We start from the raw sequence: 21,775 nt of genomic DNA, 5'->3' as shown, positions 1-21,775 counted from the left end.
GGAGGCCGTCCCGTGCGAGCACCGCGTGGCAGCAGCATCACCGCCCTCGGGTGGCCGCAAGAGGCCGCCAAGCGCATGCTGATCAACAACCTGGATCCGGAGGTGGCCGAGCGGCCCGATGACCTGGTGGTCTACGGCGGCACCGGCAAGGCGGCGCGCGACTGGCCGTCGTTCCACGCACTCGTGCGCACGCTCGACACCCTGCGCGACGACGAGACCATGCTCGTGCAGTCCGGGCGGCCGGTCGGCGTGTTCCGCACCCACGAGTGGGCGCCGCGGGTGCTCCTGGCCAACTCCAACCTGGTCGGCGACTGGGCGACCTGGCCCGAGTTCCGCCGGCTGGAGAAGCTCGGCCTGACCATGTACGGGCAGATGACCGCGGGCTCGTGGATCTACATCGGCACGCAGGGCATCCTGCAGGGCACCTACGAGACGTTCGCGGCGGTGGCCGAGAAGCGGTTCGGCGGCTCGCTGGCCGGCACGCTGACGCTGACCGCCGGCTGTGGCGGCATGGGCGGCGCGCAGCCGCTCGCGGTCACCATGAACGGCGGCGCGTGCCTGATCGTCGACGTCGACCGGTCGCGGCTCGACCGCCGGGTGGCGACGCGCTATCTCGACGTGGTGGCCGACTCGCTCGACGAGGCGGTTTCCCTCGCCGTGGCCGCCAAGGCCGAGCGGCGGGCGCTGTCGGTCGGCGTGGTCGGCAACGCCGCGACGGTGTTCCCCGAGTTGCTGCGCCGGGGTGTCGAGATCGACATCGTGACCGACCAGACCAGCGCGCACGACCCGCTGTCCTACGTGCCGGAGGGTGTCGACCCGGGTGACGCGCCCGACTACGCGGCGGCGAAGCCCGACGAGTTCACCGACCGGGCCCGCGCCTCGATGGCGGCCCATGTGGCGGCGATGGTCGGGTTCATGGACGCGGGCGCCGAGGTGTTCGACTACGGCAACTCGATCCGGGGCGAGGCACAGCTCGGCGGCTACGAGCGGGCCTTCGCGTTCCCCGGCTTCGTGCCCGCCTACATCCGGCCGCTGTTCTGCGAGGGCAAGGGCCCGTTCCGCTGGGCGGCGCTGTCCGGCGACCCGGCCGACATCGCGGCCACCGACCGCGCGGTGCTCGAGCTGTTCCCCGAGAACGAGTCGCTCGCCCGGTGGATCCGGATGGCCGGCGAGCGGGTGGCGTTCCAGGGACTGCCGGCGCGGATCTGCTGGCTGGGCTACGGCGAGCGCGACAAGGCGGGTGTCCGGTTCAACGAGATGGTCGCCTCGGGCGAGCTGTCGGCGCCGATCGTGATCGGCCGGGACCACCTCGACGCGGGCTCGGTGGCGTCGCCCTACCGCGAGACCGAGGCGATGGCCGACGGCTCCGACGCGATCGCCGACTGGCCGCTGCTCAACGCCCTCGTCAACACCGCGAGCGGCGCGTCCTGGGTGTCGATCCACCACGGCGGCGGCGTCGGCATCGGCCGCTCGATCCACGCGGGCCAGGTCTGCGTCGCCGACGGCACGGCGCTGGCCGGCCAGAAGATCGAGCGCGTGCTCACCAACGACCCGGGCATGGGCGTCATCCGCCACGTCGACGCCGGCTACGACCGCGCCGCCGAGGTGGCCACCGAACGCGGCGTCCGCGTCCCGATGGCAGAGTGACCCATGCCCAGCGACCTTGACCTGGCGCGCACCTTCCGGGAGGTGTGGGCGGAGCTGTCGGGCATCGGCCGGGCACCCGACGGCGGCTACCTGCGCTTCGCGTGGTCACCGGCCGAGATCGCGCTCCGCGACTGGTTCCGCGCCCAGGCCACGGCCCGCGGCATGACCCTCACCCACGACGGCAACGGCAACCTCTTCGCCACCTGGTTCCCGGCGGGAGACGGCCTCGCGCCCGGCGGCGGCCGGGCGACCGCCGACGGCCTGTTGGCGCCGTCCGGTGGGCCCGGAGGGGTGCTGACCGGCAGTCATTTCGACTCCGTGCCGCATGGTGGGGCCTTCGACGGGCCGCTCGGGATCGTTTCGGCGTTCCTCGCGGTCGACCTGCTGCGCGACCTCGGGTTCCGGCCCGAGCGGGCGATCACCGTGGCCGCGTTCGCCGAGGAGGAGGGGTCCCGGTTCGGGTTGGCCTGCCTCGGGTCGCGGTTGCTGACCGGTGCGATCGACCCGCAGCGGGCCGCCGCGCTCACCGACCGCGACGGCCTGTGCCTGGGCGACGTGCTCGGCGCCGCGCCGGCCGGCGTGCGGCCCGACCTGGTCGCGGGCTTCGACGCCTACGTCGAGCTGCACGTCGAGCAGGGCCGCGCGCTCACCGCACCGGTCGGGGTGGCCAGCGCGATCTGGCCGCACGGTCGCTGGCGCTTCGACGTCGAGGGCGAGGGCAACCACGCCGGCACCACGCTGATGAGCGACCGGCGCGACCCGATGCTGACCTACGCGTTCACGGTGCTCGCCGCCAACAAGGAGGCCCGGCTGCGCGGCGCGCACGCGACCGTCGGGCGGGTCGAGGTCAGGCCCAACGCGACCAACGCGATCCCGGCCGCCGTCCGGGGCTGGCTGGACGCCCGGGCCGCCGACGAAGAGGCGCTGGCCAGGTTGGTCGAGGCCGTCGCCAAGAAGGCGACCGAGCGGGCCGGGCGCGACGGCACCGCGATCCGGTTCACCGCCGAGTCGACCACCGGCGAGGTGCGGTTCGACACCGGTCTCGCCGACCGCCTGGCCACCCTGCTCGGCGGCGTGCCGATCCTGCCCACCGGGGCCGGCCACGACGCCGGGGTGCTCTCCGCGCACCTGCCGACCGCGATGCTCTTCGTCCGCAACCCCACCGGGGTCAGCCACGCCCCGGCCGAGTCGGCCACCGACGAGGACTGCGCGGCGGGGGTCCGGGCGCTGGCCCGCGTGCTCCAGGAACTGTCCCGCCGACCACTCGTTGATCATGACGAGGGGGTGGCTGGGGCATGAGCGAGCGCAGCGAGCGAACCAGTCGGCTCAGTGATTGGAGCTCTTGCCACTCCTCGATTTTCGAGGAGTGGGCATGAGTGACGGGCTGTGGTTCGCCGATTTTGCGTGGTTGGGTTCCGACGAGGCGCCGACCGAGCGGGTGCTGATCGAGGTGGTCGACTCGCGGTTCTCGACGATCACCGTCGGGGTCGCGACGCCGCCCTCCGACGCGATCCGGTTGCCGGGGCTCACGCTGCCCGGGCTCGCCAACGCCCACTCGCACGCGTTCCACCGCGCCTTGCGCGGCCGCACCACCGACGACCGGGGCAGCTTCTGGACCTGGCGCGACCGGATGTACGCGCTGGCCGGCCGCCTCGACCCCGACCGCTACCTGGCGCTGGCCCGGGCCACCTACGCGGAGATGGCGCTGGCCGGCATCACCACCGTCGGCGAGTTCCACTACCTGCACAACGACGTCGACGGTGAGCCCTACGTCGACCCCAACGTGATGGGCACCGTGCTGATCGAGGCCGCCGCACAAGCCGGCATCCGGATCACGCTGCTCGACGCGCTCTACCTGACCGCGAGCGTCGACGGCGCCCCGCTCGAGGGCGTCCAGCTCCGGTTCGCCGACCACGACCTCGACGCCTACCTCGAGCGCCTGGAGCGGCTCGACGCGGCCAACGCCGACAACCAGGACACCGTGCGGATCGGCGCCGCGCTGCACTCGGTCCGCGCCGTGCCGGCGGAGCTGCTGCCCGCGTTCGCCGAGCGCACCGTCGGGCGTCCGCTGCACTTCCACCTGTCGGAGCAGCGCGCCGAAAACGAGGCCTGCCTCGCCACGCACGGGCGCACCCCCACCGAGCTGCTCTCCGACAGCGGCATCCTCAGCACCCGGTCGACGGCGGTGCACGCCACCCACCTCACCGACCTCGACCGCACCCTGCTCGGCGACACCGGCACCGGCGTCTGCTTCTGCCCGACCACCGAGCGCGACCTCGCCGACGGCATCGGCCCGGCCCGGGCGCTGGCCGACGCCGGCAGCCCGCCCTCCCTCGGCAGCGACAGCCAGACGGTGATCGACCTGTTCGAGGAGTCCCGTGCCCTGGAGGCCGACGAGCGGCTCCGCACCGAGCGGCGCGGGCACTTCACGCCCGCCGAGCTGGTCCGGGCCGCCTCGGTGGCCGGCCACAACGCGCTCGGCTGGGCCGACGTGGGCCGGATCGCGGTCGGCGAGCGGGCCGACCTGGTCGCGATCGACACCGCGAGCCCGCGCACGGCCGGCGCCCCGCCGGTCGGTGCGGCAATGGTCGCGAGTGCCGCCGACGTCACGACGGTGGTGGTCGACGGGCGGGTCACCGTCCGCGACGGGCACCATGTGCGGATAGACGTCCCGGCGGCGCTCGAAGAGGCGGTGCAAAGCTTGTGGTGAGTCTGGTGATCGACAACATCGGCGAGCTGGTGACCAACATCCCGGGCACCGGCGACGGCGGGCTGCTCGGCATCCGGCGCAAGGCGGCCGTGCTGGTCGAGGAGGGCGACATCGCCTGGATCGGCCCGAGCCGCTACGCACCGGCCGCCGACCGCCGCATCGACGCGCAGGGCGGCGCCGTCCTGCCGGGCTTCGTCGACAGTCACGCCCACCTGGTCTTCGCGGGCGACCGGGCCGCGGAGTTCGCGGCGCGGATGGCCGGCGAGTCCTACACCGGCGGCGGCATCCGCACGACCGTCGCCGCGACCCGAGCCGCCGACGACGAGGTGCTCCGCGACAACGTGGCCCGCCTGCACACCGAGGCGATGCGCCAGGGCACCACGACCATCGAGATCAAGAGCGGCTACGGGCTGACCGTGGCCGACGAGGCCCGCTCGCTGCGGATCGCCACGGAGTTCAGCCGCGACACCACCTTCCTCGGGGCCCACGTGGTTCCCCCGGAATACGCCGACCGGGCCGACGACTATGTCGGGCTGGTCTGCGGGCCGATGCTGCGGGCGGCCCGGCCTTATGCCCGCTGGATCGACGTGTTCTGCGAGAAGGGCGCGTTCGACGCCGACCACGCACGGGCGATCCTGACCGTGGGCAAGGACGCCGGTCTGGGCGTCCGCGTGCACGCCAACCAGCTCGGGCCCGGCGAGGGCGTGCAGCTCGCGGTCGAGCTGGGCGCGGCCAGCGCCGACCACTGCACCCATCTGTCCCGCGCCGACATCGACGCGCTGGCGGGGTCGCGCACCGTCGCGACGCTGCTGCCCGGCGCGGAGTTCTCCACCCGCTCGGCCTATCCCGACGCGCGCCGGCTCCTCGACGCCGGCGCCACCGTCGCGCTGGCCACCGACTGCAACCCCGGGTCGTCCTACACCTCCTCGATGCCGTTCTGCGTCGCGCTCGCCGTCCGCGAGATGGGCATGACGCCGGCCGAGGCGGTCTGGGCGGCCACCGCGGGCGGCGCACGGGCGCTGCTCCGCGACGACGTGGGCGTGATCCGCCCTGGTGCGCGGGCCGACATCGTGCTGCTCGACGCGCCTTCCCACCTGCACCTGGCCTACCGGCCTGGCGTACCACTGGTCACCAAGGTCCTGCACAACGGAGTGCCGCAATGACGACTGTCACCGTTCTTCCCACCGGCGTCACCCCCGCCGACGTCCATGCCGTGGCCCGCGGGGCCGCGCTGGTCGAGCTGCACCCGACCGCCATCGAGGCGATGGCCGCGTCGCGGGCCCACGTCGACCGCATCGAGGAGTCCGGCCGCCCGGTCTACGGGGTGTCGACGGGCTTCGGATCGCTGGCCAACACCTATGTGGCCAGCGAACGCCGGGCCGAGCTGCAACACGCGCTGATCCGCTCGCACGCCGCCGGCGTCGGCGCCCCGATGCCGCGCGAGGTCGTCCGGGCGATGATGCTGCTGCGCATCCGGTCGCTGGCGATGGGCCGGTCGGGCGTCCGCCCGCTGGTCGCGCAGTCGCTGGTCGACCTGCTGAACGCTGACGTCACCCCGTGGGTGCCCGAGCACGGCTCGCTCGGCGCCTCCGGCGACCTGGCGCCCCTGGCGCACTGCGCGCTCGTGCTGCTCGGCGAGGGCTGGGTGCTCGACAAGTCGGGTGCCCGCATCGACGGCAGCGAGGCCCTGCGCCGCGCGGGCCTGCACCCGATCGAGCTGGCCGCCAAGGAGGGCCTGGCGCTGGTCAACGGCACCGACGGCATGCTCGGCATGCTCCTGCTGGCGATCGGCGACGCCGCGCACCTGTTCACGATGGCCGACCTGACCGCGGCGCTGTCCATCGAGGCGATGCTGGGCTCCGAGCGCCCGTTCCTGCCGGAGCTGCACGCCATCCGCCCGCACCCGGGCCAGGCCACGTCGGCGGCCAACATCCACCGGCTGCTGCAGGGCTCCGCGATCATGGATTCCCACCGCGACGACCTGGCTCACGCGGTCCAGGACGCCTACTCGATGCGCTGCGCGCCGCAGGTGGCGGGCGCCGCTCGCGACACACTCGAGTTCGCGATCCAGGTGGCGGGGCGCGAGCTCCGCTCGGTGGTCGACAACCCGGTCGTGCTGCCCGATGGTCGTGTCGAGTCGACGGGCAACTTCCACGGTGCGCCGCTGGGCTTCGCCGCGGACTACCTGGCGATCGCGGCGGCCGAGGTAGGCGCCATCGCCGAACGCCGCGTCGACCGCCTGCTCGACGTGTGCCGCTCGCGCGACCTGCCGCCGTTCCTGTCGCCCGACGCGGGGGTCAACTCGGGGTTGATGATCGCGCAATACACGGCGGCGGGCATCGTCGCGGAAAACCGCCGCCTGGCGTCGCCGGCGTCGGTCGACTCACTGCCGACCAGCGGGATGCAGGAAGACCACGTCTCGATGGGGTGGGCGGCGACGCGCAAGCTACGCACGGTGCTCGACAATCTGACGAGCCTGCTCGCGGTGGAGCTGCTGGCGGGGGTCCGCGGGATCCAGCTACGGGCGCCGCTCACGCCGTCGCCGGCGGGCACCATCGCGACGGCGGCGGTAGCCCGCTTCGCGGGCACGCCGGGTCCGGACGTCTTCCTGGCCCCAACCATCGAGGCGGCCCGCGACCTGGTGGCCGGCACGGACCTACGCACAGCGATCGAGGCAGAACTCGGCCCCCTGAGCTAACCCGACCGCAACCGCGCCGCCCGGGCGGGTCGGCAGCGGCGCCGCCGGCGGAGCGCGGGCATGCGCGCGGCGCGGGTCAGTGTGGGGTAAGCCCAGCCGCGGGTCACCGCAGCGCGGGCCGCAGGGCACGGCGGCGCAGCCGCCGCAGGCAACGGCCCTCAGCGCTCCCCCGGCCCGTACGGCTGGGCGAACAGCAACAGCTCCACCGGCCGCGAGCCCTCCGGCCGCGCGGCGGGATCCCGCAGCCGGTCGTCATACCGGCTCAACACCGCCCGCAGATCGGCCACCAGCTCGCGCACCTCGTCGACTGTCCCGTGCACCACGGTGTTCGAGCCGCCGAGCACGTCCTGCCACTCGACCGGCTCGGCGTGCCGGTTGGCCTGCGCAGATTGCAACCGCTCCAGCCAATGCCGGATGAGCACATCGGACAAGGCCCGCGCGGCGGCCGTCGACTGTTCATCGTCCTGGACGTCCGAGAAGGCCAGCGGCATTTCCAGCGCCCGCCATGGGCGGCGGCGGCCCGGGCCCGTGCCGACCTCCTCGACGAAGCCGAACCTGGCCAGGGCACGCAGGTGGAACGCGCAGTTTGTCGGAGTTTCCCCGATCAGCGCGCTCGCCTCCGTCGCGGTCAGCGTCTCGTGCAGGCGCAGCGCCTCCATCAGCGCGATTCGGGTCGGGTGCGCCAACGCGCGCATCGCCGCCGCTCCCTGCAGTCGTCCGCTCACTATTCGCGAAGCTCCCTCTTGTTTCGGGTCCAACCTTTCGAGAATATCGTCTCGAAAGAATTCCCTCGAAAGCAGGAGGCAACGGGATGACGAATGGGCGGCAGCGCGACCTGGTGATCAAGGCACTCTCGGCGCTGGCGCCCGGCGCGCGCTTCGGCTACGGCGAGCTGGCCCGGCCCGGCGGCCGCCACCTCCGGTGGGTGGAGACCGACAACGGCGGCCCGACGATCCTGCTCGCCGCCGGCGCCGGTGACACCGTGCTCGACTGGGGTCCCGTGCTGCCCGCGCTCGCCGCCGACTTCCATCTCGTGGCCTACGACCGTGCGGGGCTCGGTGCCAGCGACCCGGCGCCGCGGACCACGTTGGACGCCCAGGTCGACGACCTGGTCGCGCTGCTCGACTGGCACGGGCCGGCGCTGCTGGTCGGGCACAGCTGGGGCGGGCTGCTCGTCCAGCACGCCGCCGCGGCCCGGCCCGGCATGGTGTCCGGGCTCGTGCTGGTCGACCCGACCCACGAGGAGATCATGGCCGAGCTACCCGTGCGGCTGCGGCTCGGTGCCGATGCCATGCTCGCCTGGATCGTGGTGCTCAAGGCCGTCGGCAGGTTCGAGAAGCGGCTCACCGCGTTCGGCCGCGGCACCGCCGAGAAATGCAGCGCCGACCCGGCCGTCCAGGCGCTGTTCATGGACGCCTACCGGGCCTCGTACGACCGGCTCGGTCAGGTCGTGTCCATCCGGTCCGAGAACCTGCTCGCCTCCCGGGTCGCCGCCGCCCGCCGGGCCCGGGCCGCGATGACGGTGCCCGACGTGCCGATGACGATCCTGACCGCGACCCGCGGCAAGCCGCCCGCGCTCCAGGCCCGCGCGGCCGAGCTGGCCGACCAGACCGCGGCCGCCTTCCCGAGGGGTCAGCATCTGGTGGTCGACGACGCCGGCCACTACCTCCACCACGACCAGCCGGCCGCCACGGCGGACGCGATCAAGGCCATCGCAGGTTGATCACCTGTCACGTTGAGTGGTCCCGCACCATCCGTAGCGACCAATGCGCCCTTGAGCCGCAACTCACGCGCGAATGAGCATCCCGGCGGGGTCGATCTTCGGCAGACTGAAGTGATGGTGGAGTCGCAGCATCGCGAGGAGACCGCCAGTCGTCCCCTCCTCCTCAACCGATACGCCGTCGTAGTCGTGCTCATCGTCGGCTACGCACTGGCCGCCGCCATCGCCCGCCCATTGACCCTGCCGGCGTCGATCACCGTGCTCGCGCCCGGGCTGGCTCTGGTCGTCTGGGGCGCGCGCCGCGTACCGAATCGATCGGTGAAAACCACCAGGTCGACCGTCGTCACCTGGTTCACCCTGCTCGGCCTGTTCTGCGTGTGGGAGGTGGTCGCCTTCCTCTGGGGCAACGACCAGGCCCACCCCACGCTGAGCCTGGCGTTCGACCCGGTGCTGGAGAACTATCCGGCCCGGGCGCTCGGCTACGTGATCTGGCTGAGCACCGGAGCCTGGGTGGCGTCCCGATGAGCGCCCGCAACATCCTCATCACGGGCTTCATCGTCATCTTCGGCTCGATGGTCCTGGTCGACCTCGTCAGCCGCCGACGCGGCCGCGGCCCGCAGCCGGTCGCGACCGCGCTGACCGCCGCCATGCGCACCCCGCTCGGCCGCGTCCTGGTCCTCGGCTGGTGGTGCTGGATCGGCTACCACTTCCTGGCCCGCTGACACGAGCACCCCCGACCGGCGCCGATGCTCCTGGGGACTGACCCCGTGGACCCGCTTGAACGCGGTGCTGAGCGCGAACGCGCTCCCGTACCCCACCTGCCGCGCCACCGCCGCCACGGTCGCGTCTGGCTCACGCAGCAGATCGGCCGCCAGCGCCAGCCGCCACCCGGTGAGATAGGACATGGGCGGCTCGCCGACAAGCTCCGCGAACCGCCGCGCGAGCGCCGCCCGCGACAGCCCACTCCGCGCGGCCAGTGACGCCACCGTCCACGGATAAGCCGGATTGCTGTGCAGCATCCGCAACGCACGGCCGACCACGGGATCGCTCTGCGCCTGGTACCACGCGGGCGCGGCAGCCTCCGGCCGCGAAAACCAGGCCCGCAACACGGCGATCAGCAACAGGTCGAGCAGCCGGTCGAGCACCGCGGACTGCCCCTGGTCGTCCCGGGTGATCTCATCCCCGAGCAGCCCGACCAGCGGCGTGTCCCATTCGTCGGACCGCACCACGAGCAGCGTCGGCAGGGCGCGCAAGAGCCGCTCACTGATCTCACCGTTGACCTGATAGGTCCCGGTCAACAGCACGGACCCACCGTCCACGCTGGTGCCCCAGGTCCGCACGCCGAGCGCCATCTCGTCGTGCAGCTCCCGCCCGTCGGGCGTGGTGCACCGCTGCCCGGGATGAATCACGATCTGCGGCACGGTCCCGGGATCGTCAGCCACGGTGTAGTGGTCAGGCCCGCGCATCACCGCGACGTCACCCGGCCGCAGCCGCACCGGAGCCGCGTCGTCGAAGATCACCCAGGCGTCGCCACGAACCACCGACACGATCGACAGCGGCGCCTCGTCGCGGATCCGCAACGACCACGGCGGGTCCAGCACACACCGCAGCAGGAACGCCTCCCGCGCCCGCGGCCCGTCCAGCAGCCCGGCAAGAGCATCCATCGAACCATGCTAACGAGCCCTGCTCGGGCCCGCGGTGGGCGCGACCGTCGCTCCCGCCAGCCACCGCTGCGCTGCCATCTCCGCCGCCGGTCACCCTCACCCCAAGAACCCCACCGGCAACGGAGACACATCATCATGGATGTATGAAAGCCAAGCGTGCGATCGGCACCGCGCCGATCTGGCTCATCGCGCTCCTGGGCGCCACCGTGACCGCGCGTCGTGCGCTGATCCGGGCGGCGCCAGCGACCGCGTCGCCGTGATTCACCAGCACCAGGCCCGCACTTGGCGGCCCCGCGCGTGGTGCGCTGACCCGGGCGGCGCCAGCGACCGCGTCGCCGTGATGTTCGCCGGCACCGGGCCCGCGCTTGGCGGCGCGACTGTCGGCGACGAGGTCAGCCTCTATCTCGCCGCCGGCGACGGCCGCGAGGTCCCCCGCCACGAGACGTCGTCCTAGCGGATGTTCTCCTTGGCGATGACCTTCGCCAGGGCGCGCAGTGCCTTGCCGCGGTGGCTGATCGCGTCTTTCTCCGCGGGGCTCAGCTCGGCGTTCGTCTTCTCCTGCCCCTCGCCGACGAAGAGCGGGTCGTAACCGAAGCCCCCGCTGCCGCGCGGCGAACGCAGCAGATGCCCCTGCTGCCGCCCCTCGACCAGATGCTCGCGGCCCCCCGGCGTCACCAGCGCGGCCGCGCAGACGAAGGCCGCACTGCGGTGCTCGTCGGCGAAGTCGCTGACCTGGGCCAGCAGCAGGTCGTTGTTGGCGGTGTCGTCACCGTGCTTGCCCGCCCACCGCGCGCTCAGCACGCCCGGCATGCCGTTGAGGGCGTCCACCGCGATGCCCGAATCGTCGGCGATCGTCGGCAGGCCCGTGCGGCTAGCCCCCTCGCGGGCCTTGAGCAGCGCGTTCTCCGCGAACGTCAGCCCCGTCTCCGGCACCTCCGGATAGGACTCCACGTCCTTGAGGCTCACCAACTCGATCGCACCGCCACCCAGAGCCGCATCGAGGATCCGCTGGAGCTCCACAAGCTTCTTCGCGTTGTTCGTCGCCAGCAGCATCCGACGGCTCATGACGCGAGCGCCTTCCGCTGGGCGTCGGCCAGCGTCGCGCAACCCGCCACCGCGAGGTCCAGCAGGGCGTCCAGCTCCGCCCGGTTGAAGACCGCGGCCTCGCCCGTGCCCTGCACCTCGACGAAGTCGCCCTCGTCGGTGCAGACCACGTTCATGTCGACGTCGGCGGCGCCGTCCTCCAGGTACATCAGGTCCAGCCGGGGCTCGCCGTCGATCACGCCGACGCTCACCGCCGAGACCGAGCGCGGCACCGCTTCCTCGATCTTGCCCGCGAGGATCTTCCGGCCGGCCATCCAGGTCACCGCGTCGTGCAGCGCCACATAAGCGCCGGTGATCGCCGCCGTGCGGGTGCCGCCGTCGGCCTGGAGCACGTCGCAGTCGAGGACGACCGAGTTCTCACCCAGCGACTTCAGGTCGACACAGGCCCGCAACGAGCGACCGATCAACCGCGAGATCTCCTGCGTACGCCCGCCGACCCGGCCCTTGACACTCTCCCGGTCGGAGCGCGTCGTGGTCGCCCGTGGCAGCATCGCGTACTCAGCGGTGACCCAGCCGAGGCCCGTGCCCTTGCGCCAGCGCGGCACCCCCTCGGTCACGCTCGCCGTGCACAACACCCGGGTGTCACCGAACTCGACCAGCACCGAACCCTCAGGGTGCATGCTCCACTGTCGAGTGATCGTCACCGGTCGCAGTTGGTCGGGTCGCCGCCCGTCTGGTCGAGCCATGGGGGCCAGCCTAGGCGGCCTCCACGTCGGCCCGCGCGCGCCCCGCTGTCACCGCCCCCGCGTGTGCACCGAGGAACCCCGCCGTCGCCACCGGCCAGCTGAACTCCTCGGCCCGCGACCTGGCCCGTGAGCGGCGGAAACCCTCGTCGACCGCGAGCAGGCCGGCCACCGCGGCGGCCAGTTCGGGACCGTTGCCGGGCGCGGCGGCGCCGGCCGGGCCGATCACCTCGGGCAGCGCGCTGGCCGCGTTGACCACCACCGGCGTGCCGCAGGCCAGCGCCTCCAGCGCCGCGAGCCCGAACGTCTCCACCGGTCCCGGCGCGATCACCACGTCCGCGCTGGCCAGCAGCGCCGCCACGGCGGTCTGGTCGGGCAGGAAGCCGGCGAACGTGACGGGCAGACCCGCCGCCCGCTCCTCGAGCGCCGGCCGGCGCGGGCCGTCGCCGAGCACCACGAGCCGGGCCGGCACGCCCGTGCGGACCAGGGCCGCGAGCGCGTCGACGGCCAACTCGGGCTTCTTCTCCGGCGAGAGCCGGGTGCAGGTCACCAGCAGCACCTCGCCGTCGGGGGCATATTGGGCGCGCACCGTGAGATCGTGCCGGCGCGGGTGGAACGTGGACAGGTCCACGCCGAGCGGCGCCCGCAGGACCGGCACGCCGATCCGGACGAACTCCTCCGCGGCCCAGCCGGTGGTGCAGACGATCGTGTCGTACGCGTCCGCACTGCGGGCGTTGAGCGCGTCCGCGGCCCGCCGTCCCGCCGCACCCGGCAGCCCGGAGATCCGCAGCAGCCCCGCCAGGCTCTCGTGGGAGACCATCACGCTGCGCACCCCGGCGTCCCGGGCCCACCGGCCGGTCCAGCGCAGCGTGCTGCGGTCGGAGACCTCGAGCCGGTCCGGCGCGAGACTGTCCAGCAACCGGGCCAGCGGCCGGCGGCCGACCAGCACCCGGTAGCCGCCGGTCAGCGGCACCATCGGCCCCGGCAGCGTGATCACGCGACCCTGGTCGGTCTCCTCGTCGGCGTACCGCTCCCCCGGCATCACCAGGATCGGATGGTGCCCGTTGGCGAGATACCCCGCGCCGAGGCTCCGCAGCGCCGTCCGGAGGCCACCGGACCTGGGCATGATGAAATTGGCGAGCCGCACGATGCGCAGCCCGGCCGCGCCGGAACTCATGCGGCGACGGCCAGGCGCGGCCGGGAAGCCCTTGCGGCGAGCACTTCCGTGTAGTGCCCGATCAGCTCGTCGCCGATCGCCGCCCAGGTGCGCCCGGCGACCGCGTCCCGCGCCGCGAGGCCGTACCGCGCGCGCAGTTCCGAATCGCCCGCCAGCGCGGCCACCGCGTCCGCGATCGCGGCGCCATCGCCCGGTGGCACCAGCGTCCCCGTCAGGCCGGGCCGGACCAGGTCGACCGGGCCGCCGGCGGCCGGCGCGACCACGGCCACGCCGCTGGCCATCGCCTCCTGCACGCTCTGGCAGAACGTCTCGTGCGGCCCGGCGTGCACGAACACGTCCAGGCTCGCGTAGATCCGGGCGAGCTGATCGCCGGCCCGCTGGCCGACGAACGCGGCACCCGGCAGCGCCTTCTCGGCGTCCTTGCGGCCCGGGCCGTCGCCGACCACGACCAGCCGCACGCCGGGCAGCCGGCCCGCGGTGGCCAGCAGGTCCAGCCGCTTCTCGGCGGCCAGGCGGCCGACGTACCCGATGAGCACCTCGCCGTTGGGCGCGAGCGCCCGGCGGACCGCGGCGCTGCGCTTGCTCGGGTGGAAGCGCACGGTGTCGACGCCGCGACCCCAGCGGTGCACCCGACGGATGCCCTGCTCGGCCAGGTCCGTCACCGACGTCGAGGACGGCGCGAGCGTACGGTCGGCGCCGTTGTGGATCGTGCGGATCCAGTGCCAGGTGATGTCCTCACCCCAGCCCAGCCGGTAGTTGCGCAGGAACGCCGCGATGTCGGTCTGGTAGACCGCGACCGTCGGCAGGTTGCGCTGGTTGGCCAGCGCCACGCCACGCGCGCCGAGGAAGAACGGACTCGCGAGGTGCACGACGTCCGGGGCGTGGGCGATGAGCGCGTCGGTGAGCCGGGCGCTGGGCATGCCGAACCGGAAGCCCCGGTAGCGGGGCAGGGGGACGCTCGGGATGCGGACCACCGGGTACGACCGGGGGCCGGTCACGCCCCGGGCGGACGACGACGGCGCGGGCGCGATCACCATCGGCTGGTGGCCTCGGGCGACCAGGTGCTCGGCGACGCGGACGACGGAGTTCGCTACGCCGTTGACGTCCGGCGGGAAGGACTCCGTGATGAGCGCGATACGCATGGGCACACCGTGTGCGCCGGTCCGGTGCGGGGGACGAAGGCCGGTTGTCGATCCGGCAAACAGTGCCTGAAGGGTCAGATCTCGTAGCGGGCGCCGGGCCGGACGATCTCGACCGGGCCCGCGTACGTCGCCGACGCCGCCTCGAACGTGAGCGCCTCGCTGCCCCACGCCGTGACCAGATGGGTCAGCAGCAGCCGGCCGACGCCGGCCTTGGTGGCGACCTCGCCGGCCTCACCGCCGGTCAGGTGGATGTCGGGCGGGTTGTCGGCACCGTCGAGGTAGCTCGCCTCGCACAGGAACACGTCGGCCCCGTGCGCCAGGCGCAGCAGCGCGTCGCAGGGCGCGGTGTCGGACGAGTAGGCGAGCGCCCGGCCCTGGTGCTCGATCCGCACGCCGTAGGTCTCCACCGGATGGTTGACCCGGTCGACGACGACCTGGAACGGCCCGATAGGGAACGAGCCCGGCTGGAGGCCGTAGAAGGTGTAGACGTCGTCGAGCGTGTCGTCGACCTCGTTGTTGTAGCCGGCGGCGATCCGGGCCGGCGCGCCCGCGGGCGCGTAGACCGGGATCGGCGGGTAGGCACCCTCGGGCGCGTAGCGCCGCACCACGATGTAGTCGCACGCGTCCGAGACGTGGTCGCAGTGCAGGTGGGTGATCAGGATCGCGTTGATGCCGTGCAGGCTCGCGTAGCGCTGGAGCGCGGAGAGCGATCCGGTGCCGAAGTCGACGAGAAGACGGAAATCGTCCGCTTCGATCAGGTACGCGGAGCAGGCCGACTCGGGGCCGGGAAAACTGCCGGCACAGCCGAGGATCGTCAGACGCATCCGGACGTTCCCGGCATGTGGTTGACAGGCCCGCCGACCGTTCGGAGGCACAAGATCGTGGTCGACGAGATTGTCACGCTGCGCAGCCTACGCCGTGGCCCGGAAGCTCATGAAAGAACTGATCGAACTTGTCGCGAAGGTGACACCGCAGCGTCGGATACCTTCCGGCAATTCCGGATGATCGCGGTTGGAGATCATGCCGTTACGCGTAGTCACATTCTGACGTTGAACCCGTGGCGGGCCCGCCGGGAGGCGGCGGGCCGATTCAGGCACGGGACGGTGACGTGTGTCGAGCCAGGCAGATATCCCAGCGGCGGACAAATCAGACAGCAGTCAGGCGGAGTCGTCGTCACCCCGGCACGCCAAGGGTGGGGACGCCACCGCGGCCACCGGCGTGATCGCGGGGCCGGCGGCCGGCGACGGCCTCGAGTCCCTGCCGATCGTGCCGCCGAGCGGGGCCAACCCGGCGCCCAGCCAGACGGTGGTGCCCACGATCACCGGGCTCGACACGGTCGCCGGGCCGGAGACAGTGGCCGCGGCGAGCGGCGACGGTGCGCTCAGCGGAGTCGCGACCGGCGACGACACGCTCCACGGTGGCGTCCGCTCCCCGGCCGCGCCGCCGAAGGCGGAGGATGCTGACGGCGGCGCTCCGGCGCACGGCGACGCTGGTGCGGTCAGCGTCGAGCGGCTGCCGACCCGGCTGAGCGTCAACAAGGCCCGGCACGCGGCGTCGGCACAGACCGGCATGTTCCGCATGGGCGACCTGCACTCGGACGCGCACCCGACGCCCGACAACAGCCACATGCTCGGGATCTGCGCCTGGGGCACGGCGTTGGCGCTGGCCGGCGTCGGTGTCGGCATCCGCGGGCTCGCGGCGATCATCGGCGGCAGCGCACCAGGCTGGTACAAGCCGGCGCTGATCGGCGTGGGCGTGATCGGGGTGCTGCTGACCGTGGGCGCGTTCGTCACGATCCAGCGCCGCTACCTGCCCTGGCTCCTGCTCGCCTTCGCCACCCTGCCCCTGGCAGTGACGATCGCGCTGACGATCATCGCGCTTTGACCGTGGCCACCCGCGGACCTGGCAGCGCAGCGAAGCGGAGCGGTGTCCGGCGGGAGCGACGGTTTACAGCCACCGCGGACCCGGGCAAAGTTATGTGTCTCTGATCGGAGGGTGACTGTGACGGAGACGGCGCGTTCCGCCGACGGCACGATGATCGCGTTCGAGCGGGTCGGTGACGGGCCCGCGGTGGTGTGTGTGGACGCGGCGGGCGGCTACCGCGAGCGCGGCCCGATGCGGCCGCTCGCGGCGGCGCTCGCCGACGGTTTCACCGTGTTCACCTACGACCGGCGCGGCCGGGGCGAGAGCGGCGACACCGCGCCCTACGCGGTCGAGCGGGAGGTCGACGACCTGGCCGCGGTGATCGCCGCCGCGGGCGGACGGGCGCACGTCTACGCGTTCTCGTCGGGCGGGCTCGTCGCGCTGCACGCGGCGGCGGCCGGTGTGCCGATCGACCGGATGGCGCTGCTCGAGCCGCCGCTCGGCGAGCCGTCCGCCGGTGAGTCGTCGCTGACGCGGGAGCTGCGGGCGCTCGTCGGCGCTGGCCAGCACGAGGAGGCGGCCGCGCACTTCCTGGCCGCCATCGGCGTGCCGGAGGAATATGCGACGCCGGACCCGGGGCTGATCGCGGTCGCGCCGACGTTGGTCTACGACTGCGTGATCAGCGACGACACCTCATTGGACCTGATCTCCCGCGTACGCCAGCCCACGCTGGTCATCGACAGCGAGGGCACCACCGGCCCGCTGCCGGGCTGGGCGGTGACGATCGTGGAGGCGCTGCCACACGGTCGTCACTCGAGCCTGCCCGGCAGTTGGCACGGTGTCGAGGAAGGTGCGTTGACGAAGGCGTTGCGGGAGTTCTACGCCCAGAGCTGACCGTCGAGGGCGTCTTCGGCCTCCGCGAGGGTGCCGCCGTAGGCGCCGGTCGACAGGTATTTCCAGCCGCCGTCGGCGACCACGAACGCGACGTCGGCCCGGATGCCGTCCTTGACCGCCTGGTGGGCGACGGCCAGGGCGGCGTGCAGGATCGCGCCGCTGGAGAAACCGGCGAAGATGCCCTCGACCTCGACGAGCTGTCGGGTCCGCAGCACCGCGTCCCTGGTGCCCACGGAGAAGCGCCGGGTCAGCACCGACGCGTCGTAGAGCTCCGGCACGTAGCCCTCGTCGATGTTGCGCAGGCCGTAGACCAGCTCGCCGTAACGTGGCTCGGCGGCGATGATCTCGATGCCCGGCACCTTCTCGCGCAGGTAGCGGCCCGTGCCCATGAGCGTGCCCGTGGTGCCGAGGCCCGCGACGAAGTGGGTGATCGTCGGCAGGTCACGCAGCAGTTCGGGGCCGGTGGTCTCGTAGTGGGCGCGCGCGTTGTCCGGGTTGCCGTATTGATACAGCATCACCCAGTCCGGGTGGTCGGCGGCGATCTGTTTCGCCGTCGCCACGGCCTGGTTGGACCCACCGGCGGCCGGCGAGAAGATGATCTCAGCGCCGTACATCCGGAGCAGTTGGGTGCGCTCGGTGGAGACGTTCTCGGGCATCACGCAGACCAGCCGGTAGCCGCGCAGCTTGGCCACCATGGCCAGGGAGATGCCGGTGTTGCCGCTGGTCGGCTCCAGGATCGTGTCGCCCGGGCGGAGCCGGCCGGCGCGTTCGGCCTCGCGGACCATGAACAGCGCCGCCCGGTCCTTGATGCTCCCGGTCGGGTTGCGATCTTCGAGCTTGGCCCACAGCCGGACCGGCGGTGCGCCCTCGGGCACTGCCGGCGACAGCCGGGGCAGACCGACCAGCGGGGTGTCACCCGCCGCTTCGAGCAGGCTCTCGTACCGCGACATGGCGGTGCCCCCTCAGCGCGCCGTGTTGCGACCCAGCAGGGCGGCCGCGGCGGCAAAACCGAAGGCGCCGCCGGCGACTGCGGGCAGGATCGTCACGTTGTCGCCGTCGTTGAGCTTGGCGTCGAGCGAGCCGAGGAAGCGGACGTCCTCGTCGTTGACGTAGATGTTGACGAACCGGTGCAGCCCGCCCTGCTCGGTGATCAGCCGGCCGCGCAGACCCGCGTGCCGCGAGTCGAGGTCGGACAGCAGCGCGGCGAGCGTGTCGCCGGAACCCTCGACGGTCTTCGCGCCGCCGGTGTACGTGCGCAGGATGGTGGGGATGCGAACCTCGATAGCCATGATCATTGCTCCTGTGAAGAACGACAGTCTGATGGGGACGGTGGTCGGGCGGGCGCGTGGGTCAGCGGCCTGGCGAACACTCGTAGTCGACCGTCGTCGGGCTCTGCCCGAACATGTATGACTGAACGGCGTGCGGGTCCACGGTGGGGTCAACGATCTGAACCGGCTCTTCGGTTACGACGCCGTCCACGATGCGGTATGACCTGATCTCCTCGGTGTCCGGCTCGCGGGTCGAGACCAGCATGTAGTGCGCCTCGGGCACGCCGGCGAGATCGGTGTCGGTGCGTGACGGGTAGGCCTCGGTCGCGGTGTGCGAGTGGTAGATGACCAACGGCTCTTCGTCACGGTCGTCCATCTCGCGCCAGACGCGCAACTGCTCCATCGAGTCGAACTCGTAGAAGGTCATCGACCGGGCCGCGTTGTCCATCGGGATGTGGCGCACCGGGGTGTCGCTGCCGACCGGGCCCGCGACCACGCCGCACGCCTCGTCGGGATGATCGCGGCGTGCGTGGGCGATGATCGCGTCGATGATCGACCGGTCGATGCTCAGCACGGTCCAAGCCTACCGTCTGAGCGGTCCGCCCCGGGACGTGGCAGCGGTCACCACTGTTACTCAGTGAGCGCGGTGAGCAATGATTCCTGGAGGTAGCCGAGGTAGGCGTAGACCGAGAGTTGGAAGACCCGCGACGACGAGGGGTCGCTCAGCACCGCGTCGTCGAGTTCCTCGCCCAGGTCGGTGTCGGAGCTGATGTCGAGCCGCACGCCCATCGCCAGCCGGGCGTCGTTGAGCGCTCGCAGCCAGGCCTCGGCGGCCTCCTCGTCGAGCTTGACCTCGCCGCCCGCGGCGCTGGGCAGGGCGGCCAGGATGGCGCCGGCGGCGTCAATCTTGCCGGTCTTGAGGTCGCCCTCAGTGAACCGGCGGAACTCGGCCGAGTCCTCCGCGTTGGTGGGATAGATGTCGGGGAACAGCCGGTCGACCACTGGGTCACCGTGGTCGAAGCCGTCGGTCAGCAGCCCGACCACCTCTGTCGCGACCTTCCGCAGCACCCGGACCTCGTCGGGTGCGAAGGTCGCGATGCAGTGCTCGCCATAACGCCGGAACATGGTTCAGGGTTGCTCGACCGTCGCCCAGAGGCCGTAGCCGTGGAGACACGAAGCGTCGTATTCCATCCGCTCGCGGGCGCCGGAGGAGACGGCGGCGCGGCCTTTGTTGTGCACATCGAGCATCAGGGACTGGGCCTTGTCGTGGCTGTAGCCGAACTGCTTCTGGAAAACCCACGTCACATAGGTCATCAGGTTGACCGGGTCGTCGTGGACGATCGTGATCCAGGGACGGTCGGTCGCCGGCACCGTCTCGACGTCCGGCACCTGCACGGGGGTCGTCTGCGGGGCTGCCACCCCGCCATCGTACGAGCAATTCGACGCACCGACGACCGCCACATGCGTCTCACTAACTCTCATCTGTTGTGTGCGCTGGTCAGGCCAGCAGGATGCCGTGATCGACGGCTTCGGCCAGCACGCCGGCGAGTGCCCGGTGGGTGGCTTCGAGCCGCCGGGAGACCTCCCGGAGCAGCTCCAGCTCGACGCTGCGGATCGACCGTTGTGCCCACGAGCGGGCCCGGTTGGTGTCGGCGGGGCCGGCCGCGCGCCACTGGCCGTAGCAGCCGCCGGCGAGCCCGACGCCGACCGACGGCAGGATCGTGCGGCCCGGCTCGACCGGGTAGGCGCCCAGCCCGGCCACCGCGCCGCCGCCGGCGACCGTGGCCACCCCGGCGGTGCTGGTGATCAGCAGGACCTTGTCGAGATCGCGGGCGGCGCGGTCGTCGGCCAGCGCGCGGCGTACGCCCGCCGCCACCCGGCGCCGGACACCCTCATCCGGTGGGGCGCCCAGCACCTGGGTGGCGGCGGAGGTCAGGAGGCGGTCGACGACCTCGTCGCACTCGGCGACCGCCCGGAGGGACAGCGCGTGCATCTCGCGGTCGAGGGTCTCGGGCAGGCCGCTGGGGCCGGTGCCGAAGACGATCTCCTGGACGCAGCGCAGGTGGATGTTGGCGAGTTCGATGGCCAGGCGCTGCCGGACGAGGTGCGTCTCGGCGCGCGCGGCCGTCTCTAGTCGTTCGGCCCAGTTGGACTCGTGGACGCCTTCGGCGACCCGGACCGTGCGCATCGCGTTGGGCGGCACGGGCGGGTTGTGGCTGGCCCGCTGCATGCCCTCGGCCGACGCCCAGTCGATCAGCGCGCGCCGCAGGTAGGCGGTGTCGCCGGCGGCGGGGTCGACGGCGAACCAGGGCGAATCGGCTAGGGCCGGGATGGCGGTGGCGATGGCCAGCCGCTGTGCCTCGACCGCGCCCGCGGCCGGGTCGTCGTCGCCGAGGCCGGGCGCGATCTCGCTCAGGTGCAGGAGGTCGACGTCGGCGGTGGACCCGGTCGACAGGGCGGTGGCGGGCGCGAACCAGGTGCCGTCGGAGCGCGGCGTGACGACGAAGAAGACGGCGGCGTTGGTCTGTGCGATCTCGCCGAGGATGTCGAGCTCGAAGCGGCCGGGTAGCTGGCCCGCGCTGAGCACGTACATCACCGCGCCGCCGCGGCCGACCGCGTCGTGCAGCACCCGGCCGCCGGCCACGCCGAGCACCTCGGTGTCTGGCGCGTCGACCAGCGTGAAGTGGCGCAGCAGCGGGTCGGGCAGGCTGAGCTCGACCCGGCGGGGCGGGCGTGCCGCGGCCGGCTCGTCGACCGGCGCGGACGCCGAACGAAACGGGTGCGCCTTGCGGGCACCGGGTAGGTAGGAGCAGACGTCCTTGCCGTGGCCGTGGTTGACCACGAGGTAGCTGGCCGGCGGGACGTCGAGCAGCGGGCCGACGGAGCCCACCAGCGCGGAGATCACGTCACTGTGGCCACTGCCGCGGGCACCGAGCGCCACGACCGCCAGCGGCTCGTCGGGGATGGGCTCGAGGATCGGACCACGCGTCCGGGTCGGCGTCCGCCGCTGCTGCGGCAAGGAGATGATCTGCGCTCCGGTCAGCCGATCGAGCGTGTTCGAACCCATTAGCCTGCGCCTCCCTGGCTGTTTTGCTGGTCTTGCGCGCGGCGATCACGGACCGCATTCCGCCGGGCACCGGAACGCTATGCGACCCGCCACCTAACATGACAGGCGACGGGGTACTCATGCCATGTTGGCCAGATA

At 72.5% G+C, this 21,775-nt stretch carries 23 protein-coding genes and 1 pseudogene; 11 read left to right on the top strand and 13 right to left on the bottom strand.

Annotated elements, in window-relative coordinates; genetic code table 11:
* The first annotated feature begins 12 nt into the window (after positions 1–12).
* The 5 genes from hutU (at position 13) to hutH (ending at position 7,055) form a co-directional block, all read left to right on the top strand.
* Positions 13–1,647 carry a urocanate hydratase gene (gene hutU, locus Air01nite_RS04170; protein ID WP_203700433.1) on the top strand — a complete coding sequence of 545 codons (1,635 nt, stop codon included), beginning with the start codon at positions 13–15 and terminating at the stop codon, positions 1,645–1,647.
* A 3-nt stretch (positions 1,648–1,650) separates the two neighbouring features.
* On the top strand, positions 1,651–2,946 hold the full coding sequence (locus tag Air01nite_RS04165) for an allantoate amidohydrolase (protein WP_203700432.1): 1,296 nt from the start codon (positions 1,651–1,653) through the stop codon (positions 2,944–2,946).
* Between the two features lie 73 nt (positions 2,947–3,019).
* Positions 3,020–4,357, top strand: coding sequence for a formimidoylglutamate deiminase (locus tag Air01nite_RS04160; protein WP_203700431.1), 1,338 nt, complete (start codon positions 3,020–3,022; stop codon positions 4,355–4,357).
* Positions 4,351–5,520: an imidazolonepropionase gene (gene hutI, locus Air01nite_RS04155; RefSeq protein WP_203700430.1), complete on the top strand. Its 1,170-nt coding sequence runs from the start codon at positions 4,351–4,353 to the stop codon at positions 5,518–5,520. The genes Air01nite_RS04160 and hutI overlap by 7 nt, the downstream gene beginning before the upstream one ends.
* The gene (hutH, locus tag Air01nite_RS04150) at positions 5,517–7,055 is read left to right on the top strand and encodes a histidine ammonia-lyase (RefSeq protein WP_203700429.1); all 1,539 of its coding nucleotides are present in this window, start codon (positions 5,517–5,519) and stop codon (positions 7,053–7,055) included. The genes hutI and hutH overlap by 4 nt, the downstream gene beginning before the upstream one ends.
* A 158-nt stretch (positions 7,056–7,213) precedes the next feature.
* Here hutH and Air01nite_RS04145 read toward each other — a convergent pair whose 3' ends face one another.
* Complete coding sequence (locus tag Air01nite_RS04145) at positions 7,214–7,780, bottom strand: helix-turn-helix domain-containing protein (RefSeq protein ID WP_203700428.1); 567 nt, start codon at positions 7,778–7,780, stop codon at positions 7,214–7,216.
* Positions 7,781–7,866: 86 nt separating this feature from the next.
* Between Air01nite_RS04145 and Air01nite_RS04140 the strand changes: the two genes are divergently transcribed.
* The 3 genes from Air01nite_RS04140 (at position 7,867) to Air01nite_RS41845 (ending at position 9,497) form a co-directional block, all read left to right on the top strand.
* Complete coding sequence (locus tag Air01nite_RS04140) at positions 7,867–8,778, top strand: alpha/beta fold hydrolase (RefSeq protein WP_203700427.1); 912 nt, start codon at positions 7,867–7,869, stop codon at positions 8,776–8,778.
* Between the two features lie 114 nt (positions 8,779–8,892).
* Positions 8,893–9,300 (top strand): hypothetical protein, encoded by a 408-nt coding sequence (locus Air01nite_RS04135; protein ID WP_203700426.1) that lies wholly within the window; start codon positions 8,893–8,895, stop codon positions 9,298–9,300.
* A complete protein-coding gene (locus Air01nite_RS41845) occupies positions 9,297–9,497 on the top strand; it encodes a DUF6186 family protein (RefSeq protein ID WP_373310305.1) in 201 nt (66 codons plus the stop codon). Before Air01nite_RS04135 ends, Air01nite_RS41845 begins: the two co-directional genes overlap by 4 nt.
* Positions 9,498–9,518: 21 nt before the next feature.
* Here the strand turns inward: Air01nite_RS41845 and Air01nite_RS04130 are convergent.
* Positions 9,519–10,439, bottom strand: a pseudogene (locus tag Air01nite_RS04130) (AraC family transcriptional regulator); the annotation flags it as partial.
* A gap of 256 nt (positions 10,440–10,695) precedes the next feature.
* Between Air01nite_RS04130 and Air01nite_RS04125 the strand changes: the two are divergent.
* A complete protein-coding gene (locus Air01nite_RS04125) occupies positions 10,696–10,893 on the top strand; it encodes a hypothetical protein (protein ID WP_203700424.1) in 198 nt (65 codons plus the stop codon).
* Here Air01nite_RS04125 and rdgB read toward each other — a convergent pair.
* The 5 genes from rdgB to Air01nite_RS04100 form a co-directional block, all read right to left on the bottom strand.
* Positions 10,890–11,504: an RdgB/HAM1 family non-canonical purine NTP pyrophosphatase gene (gene rdgB / locus Air01nite_RS04120; protein WP_203700423.1), complete on the bottom strand. Its 615-nt coding sequence runs from the start codon at positions 11,502–11,504 to the stop codon at positions 10,890–10,892. The two genes, Air01nite_RS04125 and rdgB, sit on opposite strands and share 4 nt — an antisense overlap.
* Entirely contained in the window at positions 11,501–12,229 is a 729-nt protein-coding gene (gene rph, locus Air01nite_RS04115) for a ribonuclease PH (RefSeq protein ID WP_203700422.1), read from the bottom strand. Before rph ends, rdgB begins: the two co-directional genes overlap by 4 nt.
* A gap of 10 nt (positions 12,230–12,239) precedes the next feature.
* The gene (locus Air01nite_RS04110; protein WP_239090475.1) at positions 12,240–13,403 is read right to left on the bottom strand and encodes a glycosyltransferase; all 1,164 of its coding nucleotides are present in this window, start codon (positions 13,401–13,403) and stop codon (positions 12,240–12,242) included.
* Complete coding sequence (locus Air01nite_RS04105) at positions 13,400–14,545, bottom strand: glycosyltransferase family 4 protein (RefSeq protein WP_203700421.1); 1,146 nt, start codon at positions 14,543–14,545, stop codon at positions 13,400–13,402. Before Air01nite_RS04105 ends, Air01nite_RS04110 begins: the two co-directional genes overlap by 4 nt.
* A 74-nt stretch (positions 14,546–14,619) precedes the next feature.
* Positions 14,620–15,369: an MBL fold metallo-hydrolase gene (locus Air01nite_RS04100; protein ID WP_203700420.1), complete on the bottom strand. Its 750-nt coding sequence runs from the start codon at positions 15,367–15,369 to the stop codon at positions 14,620–14,622.
* Positions 15,370–15,655: 286 nt separating this feature from the next.
* On the opposite strand from Air01nite_RS04100, the gene Air01nite_RS04095 reads away from it, so the two are divergent.
* Positions 15,656–16,429, top strand: a complete 774-nt coding sequence (locus tag Air01nite_RS04095; protein WP_203700419.1) for a hypothetical protein — start codon at positions 15,656–15,658, stop codon at positions 16,427–16,429.
* 111 nt (positions 16,430–16,540) lie between these two features.
* Positions 16,541–17,302, top strand: a complete 762-nt coding sequence (locus Air01nite_RS04090) for an alpha/beta fold hydrolase (protein WP_203700418.1) — start codon at positions 16,541–16,543, stop codon at positions 17,300–17,302.
* Here Air01nite_RS04090 and Air01nite_RS04085 read toward each other — a convergent pair.
* The 6 genes from Air01nite_RS04085 to Air01nite_RS04060 all read right to left on the bottom strand — a co-directional run bounded on the left by Air01nite_RS04085 (position 17,287) and on the right by Air01nite_RS04060 (position 21,637).
* The gene (locus tag Air01nite_RS04085; protein ID WP_203700417.1) at positions 17,287–18,252 is read right to left on the bottom strand and encodes a PLP-dependent cysteine synthase family protein; all 966 of its coding nucleotides are present in this window, start codon (positions 18,250–18,252) and stop codon (positions 17,287–17,289) included. The genes Air01nite_RS04090 and Air01nite_RS04085 overlap by 16 nt on opposite strands.
* Before the next feature lie 12 nt (positions 18,253–18,264).
* Positions 18,265–18,591 (bottom strand): MoaD family protein, encoded by a 327-nt coding sequence (locus Air01nite_RS04080; RefSeq protein ID WP_203700416.1) that lies wholly within the window; start codon positions 18,589–18,591, stop codon positions 18,265–18,267.
* 61 nt (positions 18,592–18,652) lie between these two features.
* Positions 18,653–19,144 carry a M67 family metallopeptidase gene (locus Air01nite_RS04075; RefSeq protein WP_203700415.1) on the bottom strand — a complete coding sequence of 164 codons (492 nt, stop codon included), beginning with the start codon at positions 19,142–19,144 and terminating at the stop codon, positions 18,653–18,655.
* A gap of 56 nt (positions 19,145–19,200) precedes the next feature.
* On the bottom strand, positions 19,201–19,695 hold the full coding sequence (locus Air01nite_RS04070; protein ID WP_203700414.1) for a DUF2017 domain-containing protein: 495 nt from the start codon (positions 19,693–19,695) through the stop codon (positions 19,201–19,203).
* A gap of 3 nt (positions 19,696–19,698) precedes the next feature.
* Entirely contained in the window at positions 19,699–19,989 is a 291-nt protein-coding gene (clpS, locus tag Air01nite_RS04065; RefSeq protein ID WP_203700413.1) for an ATP-dependent Clp protease adapter ClpS, read from the bottom strand.
* A 79-nt stretch (positions 19,990–20,068) separates the two neighbouring features.
* Complete coding sequence (locus Air01nite_RS04060) at positions 20,069–21,637, bottom strand: hypothetical protein (protein ID WP_203700412.1); 1,569 nt, start codon at positions 21,635–21,637, stop codon at positions 20,069–20,071.
* Between the last annotated feature and the right edge of the window lie 138 nt (positions 21,638–21,775).

The organism is Asanoa iriomotensis (genome assembly GCF_016862515.1).
Taxonomy (GTDB): Bacteria; Actinomycetota; Actinomycetes; order Mycobacteriales; family Micromonosporaceae; genus Asanoa; species Asanoa iriomotensis.
Note: the sequence above shows the minus strand (reverse complement) of the source record. Positions and strands in the feature narration are given on the sequence as shown.

What these genes read in the sequence shown, in the direction of transcription:
- Air01nite_RS04165 (WP_203700432.1), top strand. Translation starts at nt 1,651, where the DNA reads ATGCCCAGCGACCTTGACCTGGCGCGCACCTTCCGGGAGGTGTGGGCG.
- Air01nite_RS04160 (WP_203700431.1), top strand. Translation starts at nt 3,020, where the DNA reads ATGAGTGACGGGCTGTGGTTCGCCGATTTTGCGTGGTTGGGTTCCGAC.
- hutH (WP_203700429.1), top strand. Translation starts at nt 5,517, where the DNA reads ATGACGACTGTCACCGTTCTTCCCACCGGCGTCACCCCCGCCGACGTC.
- Air01nite_RS04140 (WP_203700427.1), top strand. Translation starts at nt 7,867, where the DNA reads ATGACGAATGGGCGGCAGCGCGACCTGGTGATCAAGGCACTCTCGGCG.
- Air01nite_RS04135 (WP_203700426.1), top strand. Translation starts at nt 8,893, where the DNA reads ATGGTGGAGTCGCAGCATCGCGAGGAGACCGCCAGTCGTCCCCTCCTC.
- Air01nite_RS41845 (WP_373310305.1), top strand. Translation starts at nt 9,297, where the DNA reads ATGAGCGCCCGCAACATCCTCATCACGGGCTTCATCGTCATCTTCGGC.
- rdgB (WP_203700423.1), bottom strand. Translation starts at nt 11,504, where the DNA reads ATGAGCCGTCGGATGCTGCTGGCGACGAACAACGCGAAGAAGCTTGTG.
- rph (WP_203700422.1), bottom strand. Translation starts at nt 12,229, where the DNA reads ATGGCTCGACCAGACGGGCGGCGACCCGACCAACTGCGACCGGTGACG.
- Air01nite_RS04110 (WP_239090475.1), bottom strand. Translation starts at nt 13,403, where the DNA reads ATGAGTTCCGGCGCGGCCGGGCTGCGCATCGTGCGGCTCGCCAATTTC.
- Air01nite_RS04105 (WP_203700421.1), bottom strand. Translation starts at nt 14,545, where the DNA reads ATGCGTATCGCGCTCATCACGGAGTCCTTCCCGCCGGACGTCAACGGC.
- Air01nite_RS04100 (WP_203700420.1), bottom strand. Translation starts at nt 15,369, where the DNA reads ATGCGTCTGACGATCCTCGGCTGTGCCGGCAGTTTTCCCGGCCCCGAG.
- Air01nite_RS04085 (WP_203700417.1), bottom strand. Translation starts at nt 18,252, where the DNA reads ATGTCGCGGTACGAGAGCCTGCTCGAAGCGGCGGGTGACACCCCGCTG.
- Air01nite_RS04080 (WP_203700416.1), bottom strand. Translation starts at nt 18,591, where the DNA reads ATGGCTATCGAGGTTCGCATCCCCACCATCCTGCGCACGTACACCGGC.
- Air01nite_RS04070 (WP_203700414.1), bottom strand. Translation starts at nt 19,695, where the DNA reads ATGTTCCGGCGTTATGGCGAGCACTGCATCGCGACCTTCGCACCCGAC.
- Air01nite_RS04060 (WP_203700412.1), bottom strand. Translation starts at nt 21,637, where the DNA reads ATGGGTTCGAACACGCTCGATCGGCTGACCGGAGCGCAGATCATCTCC.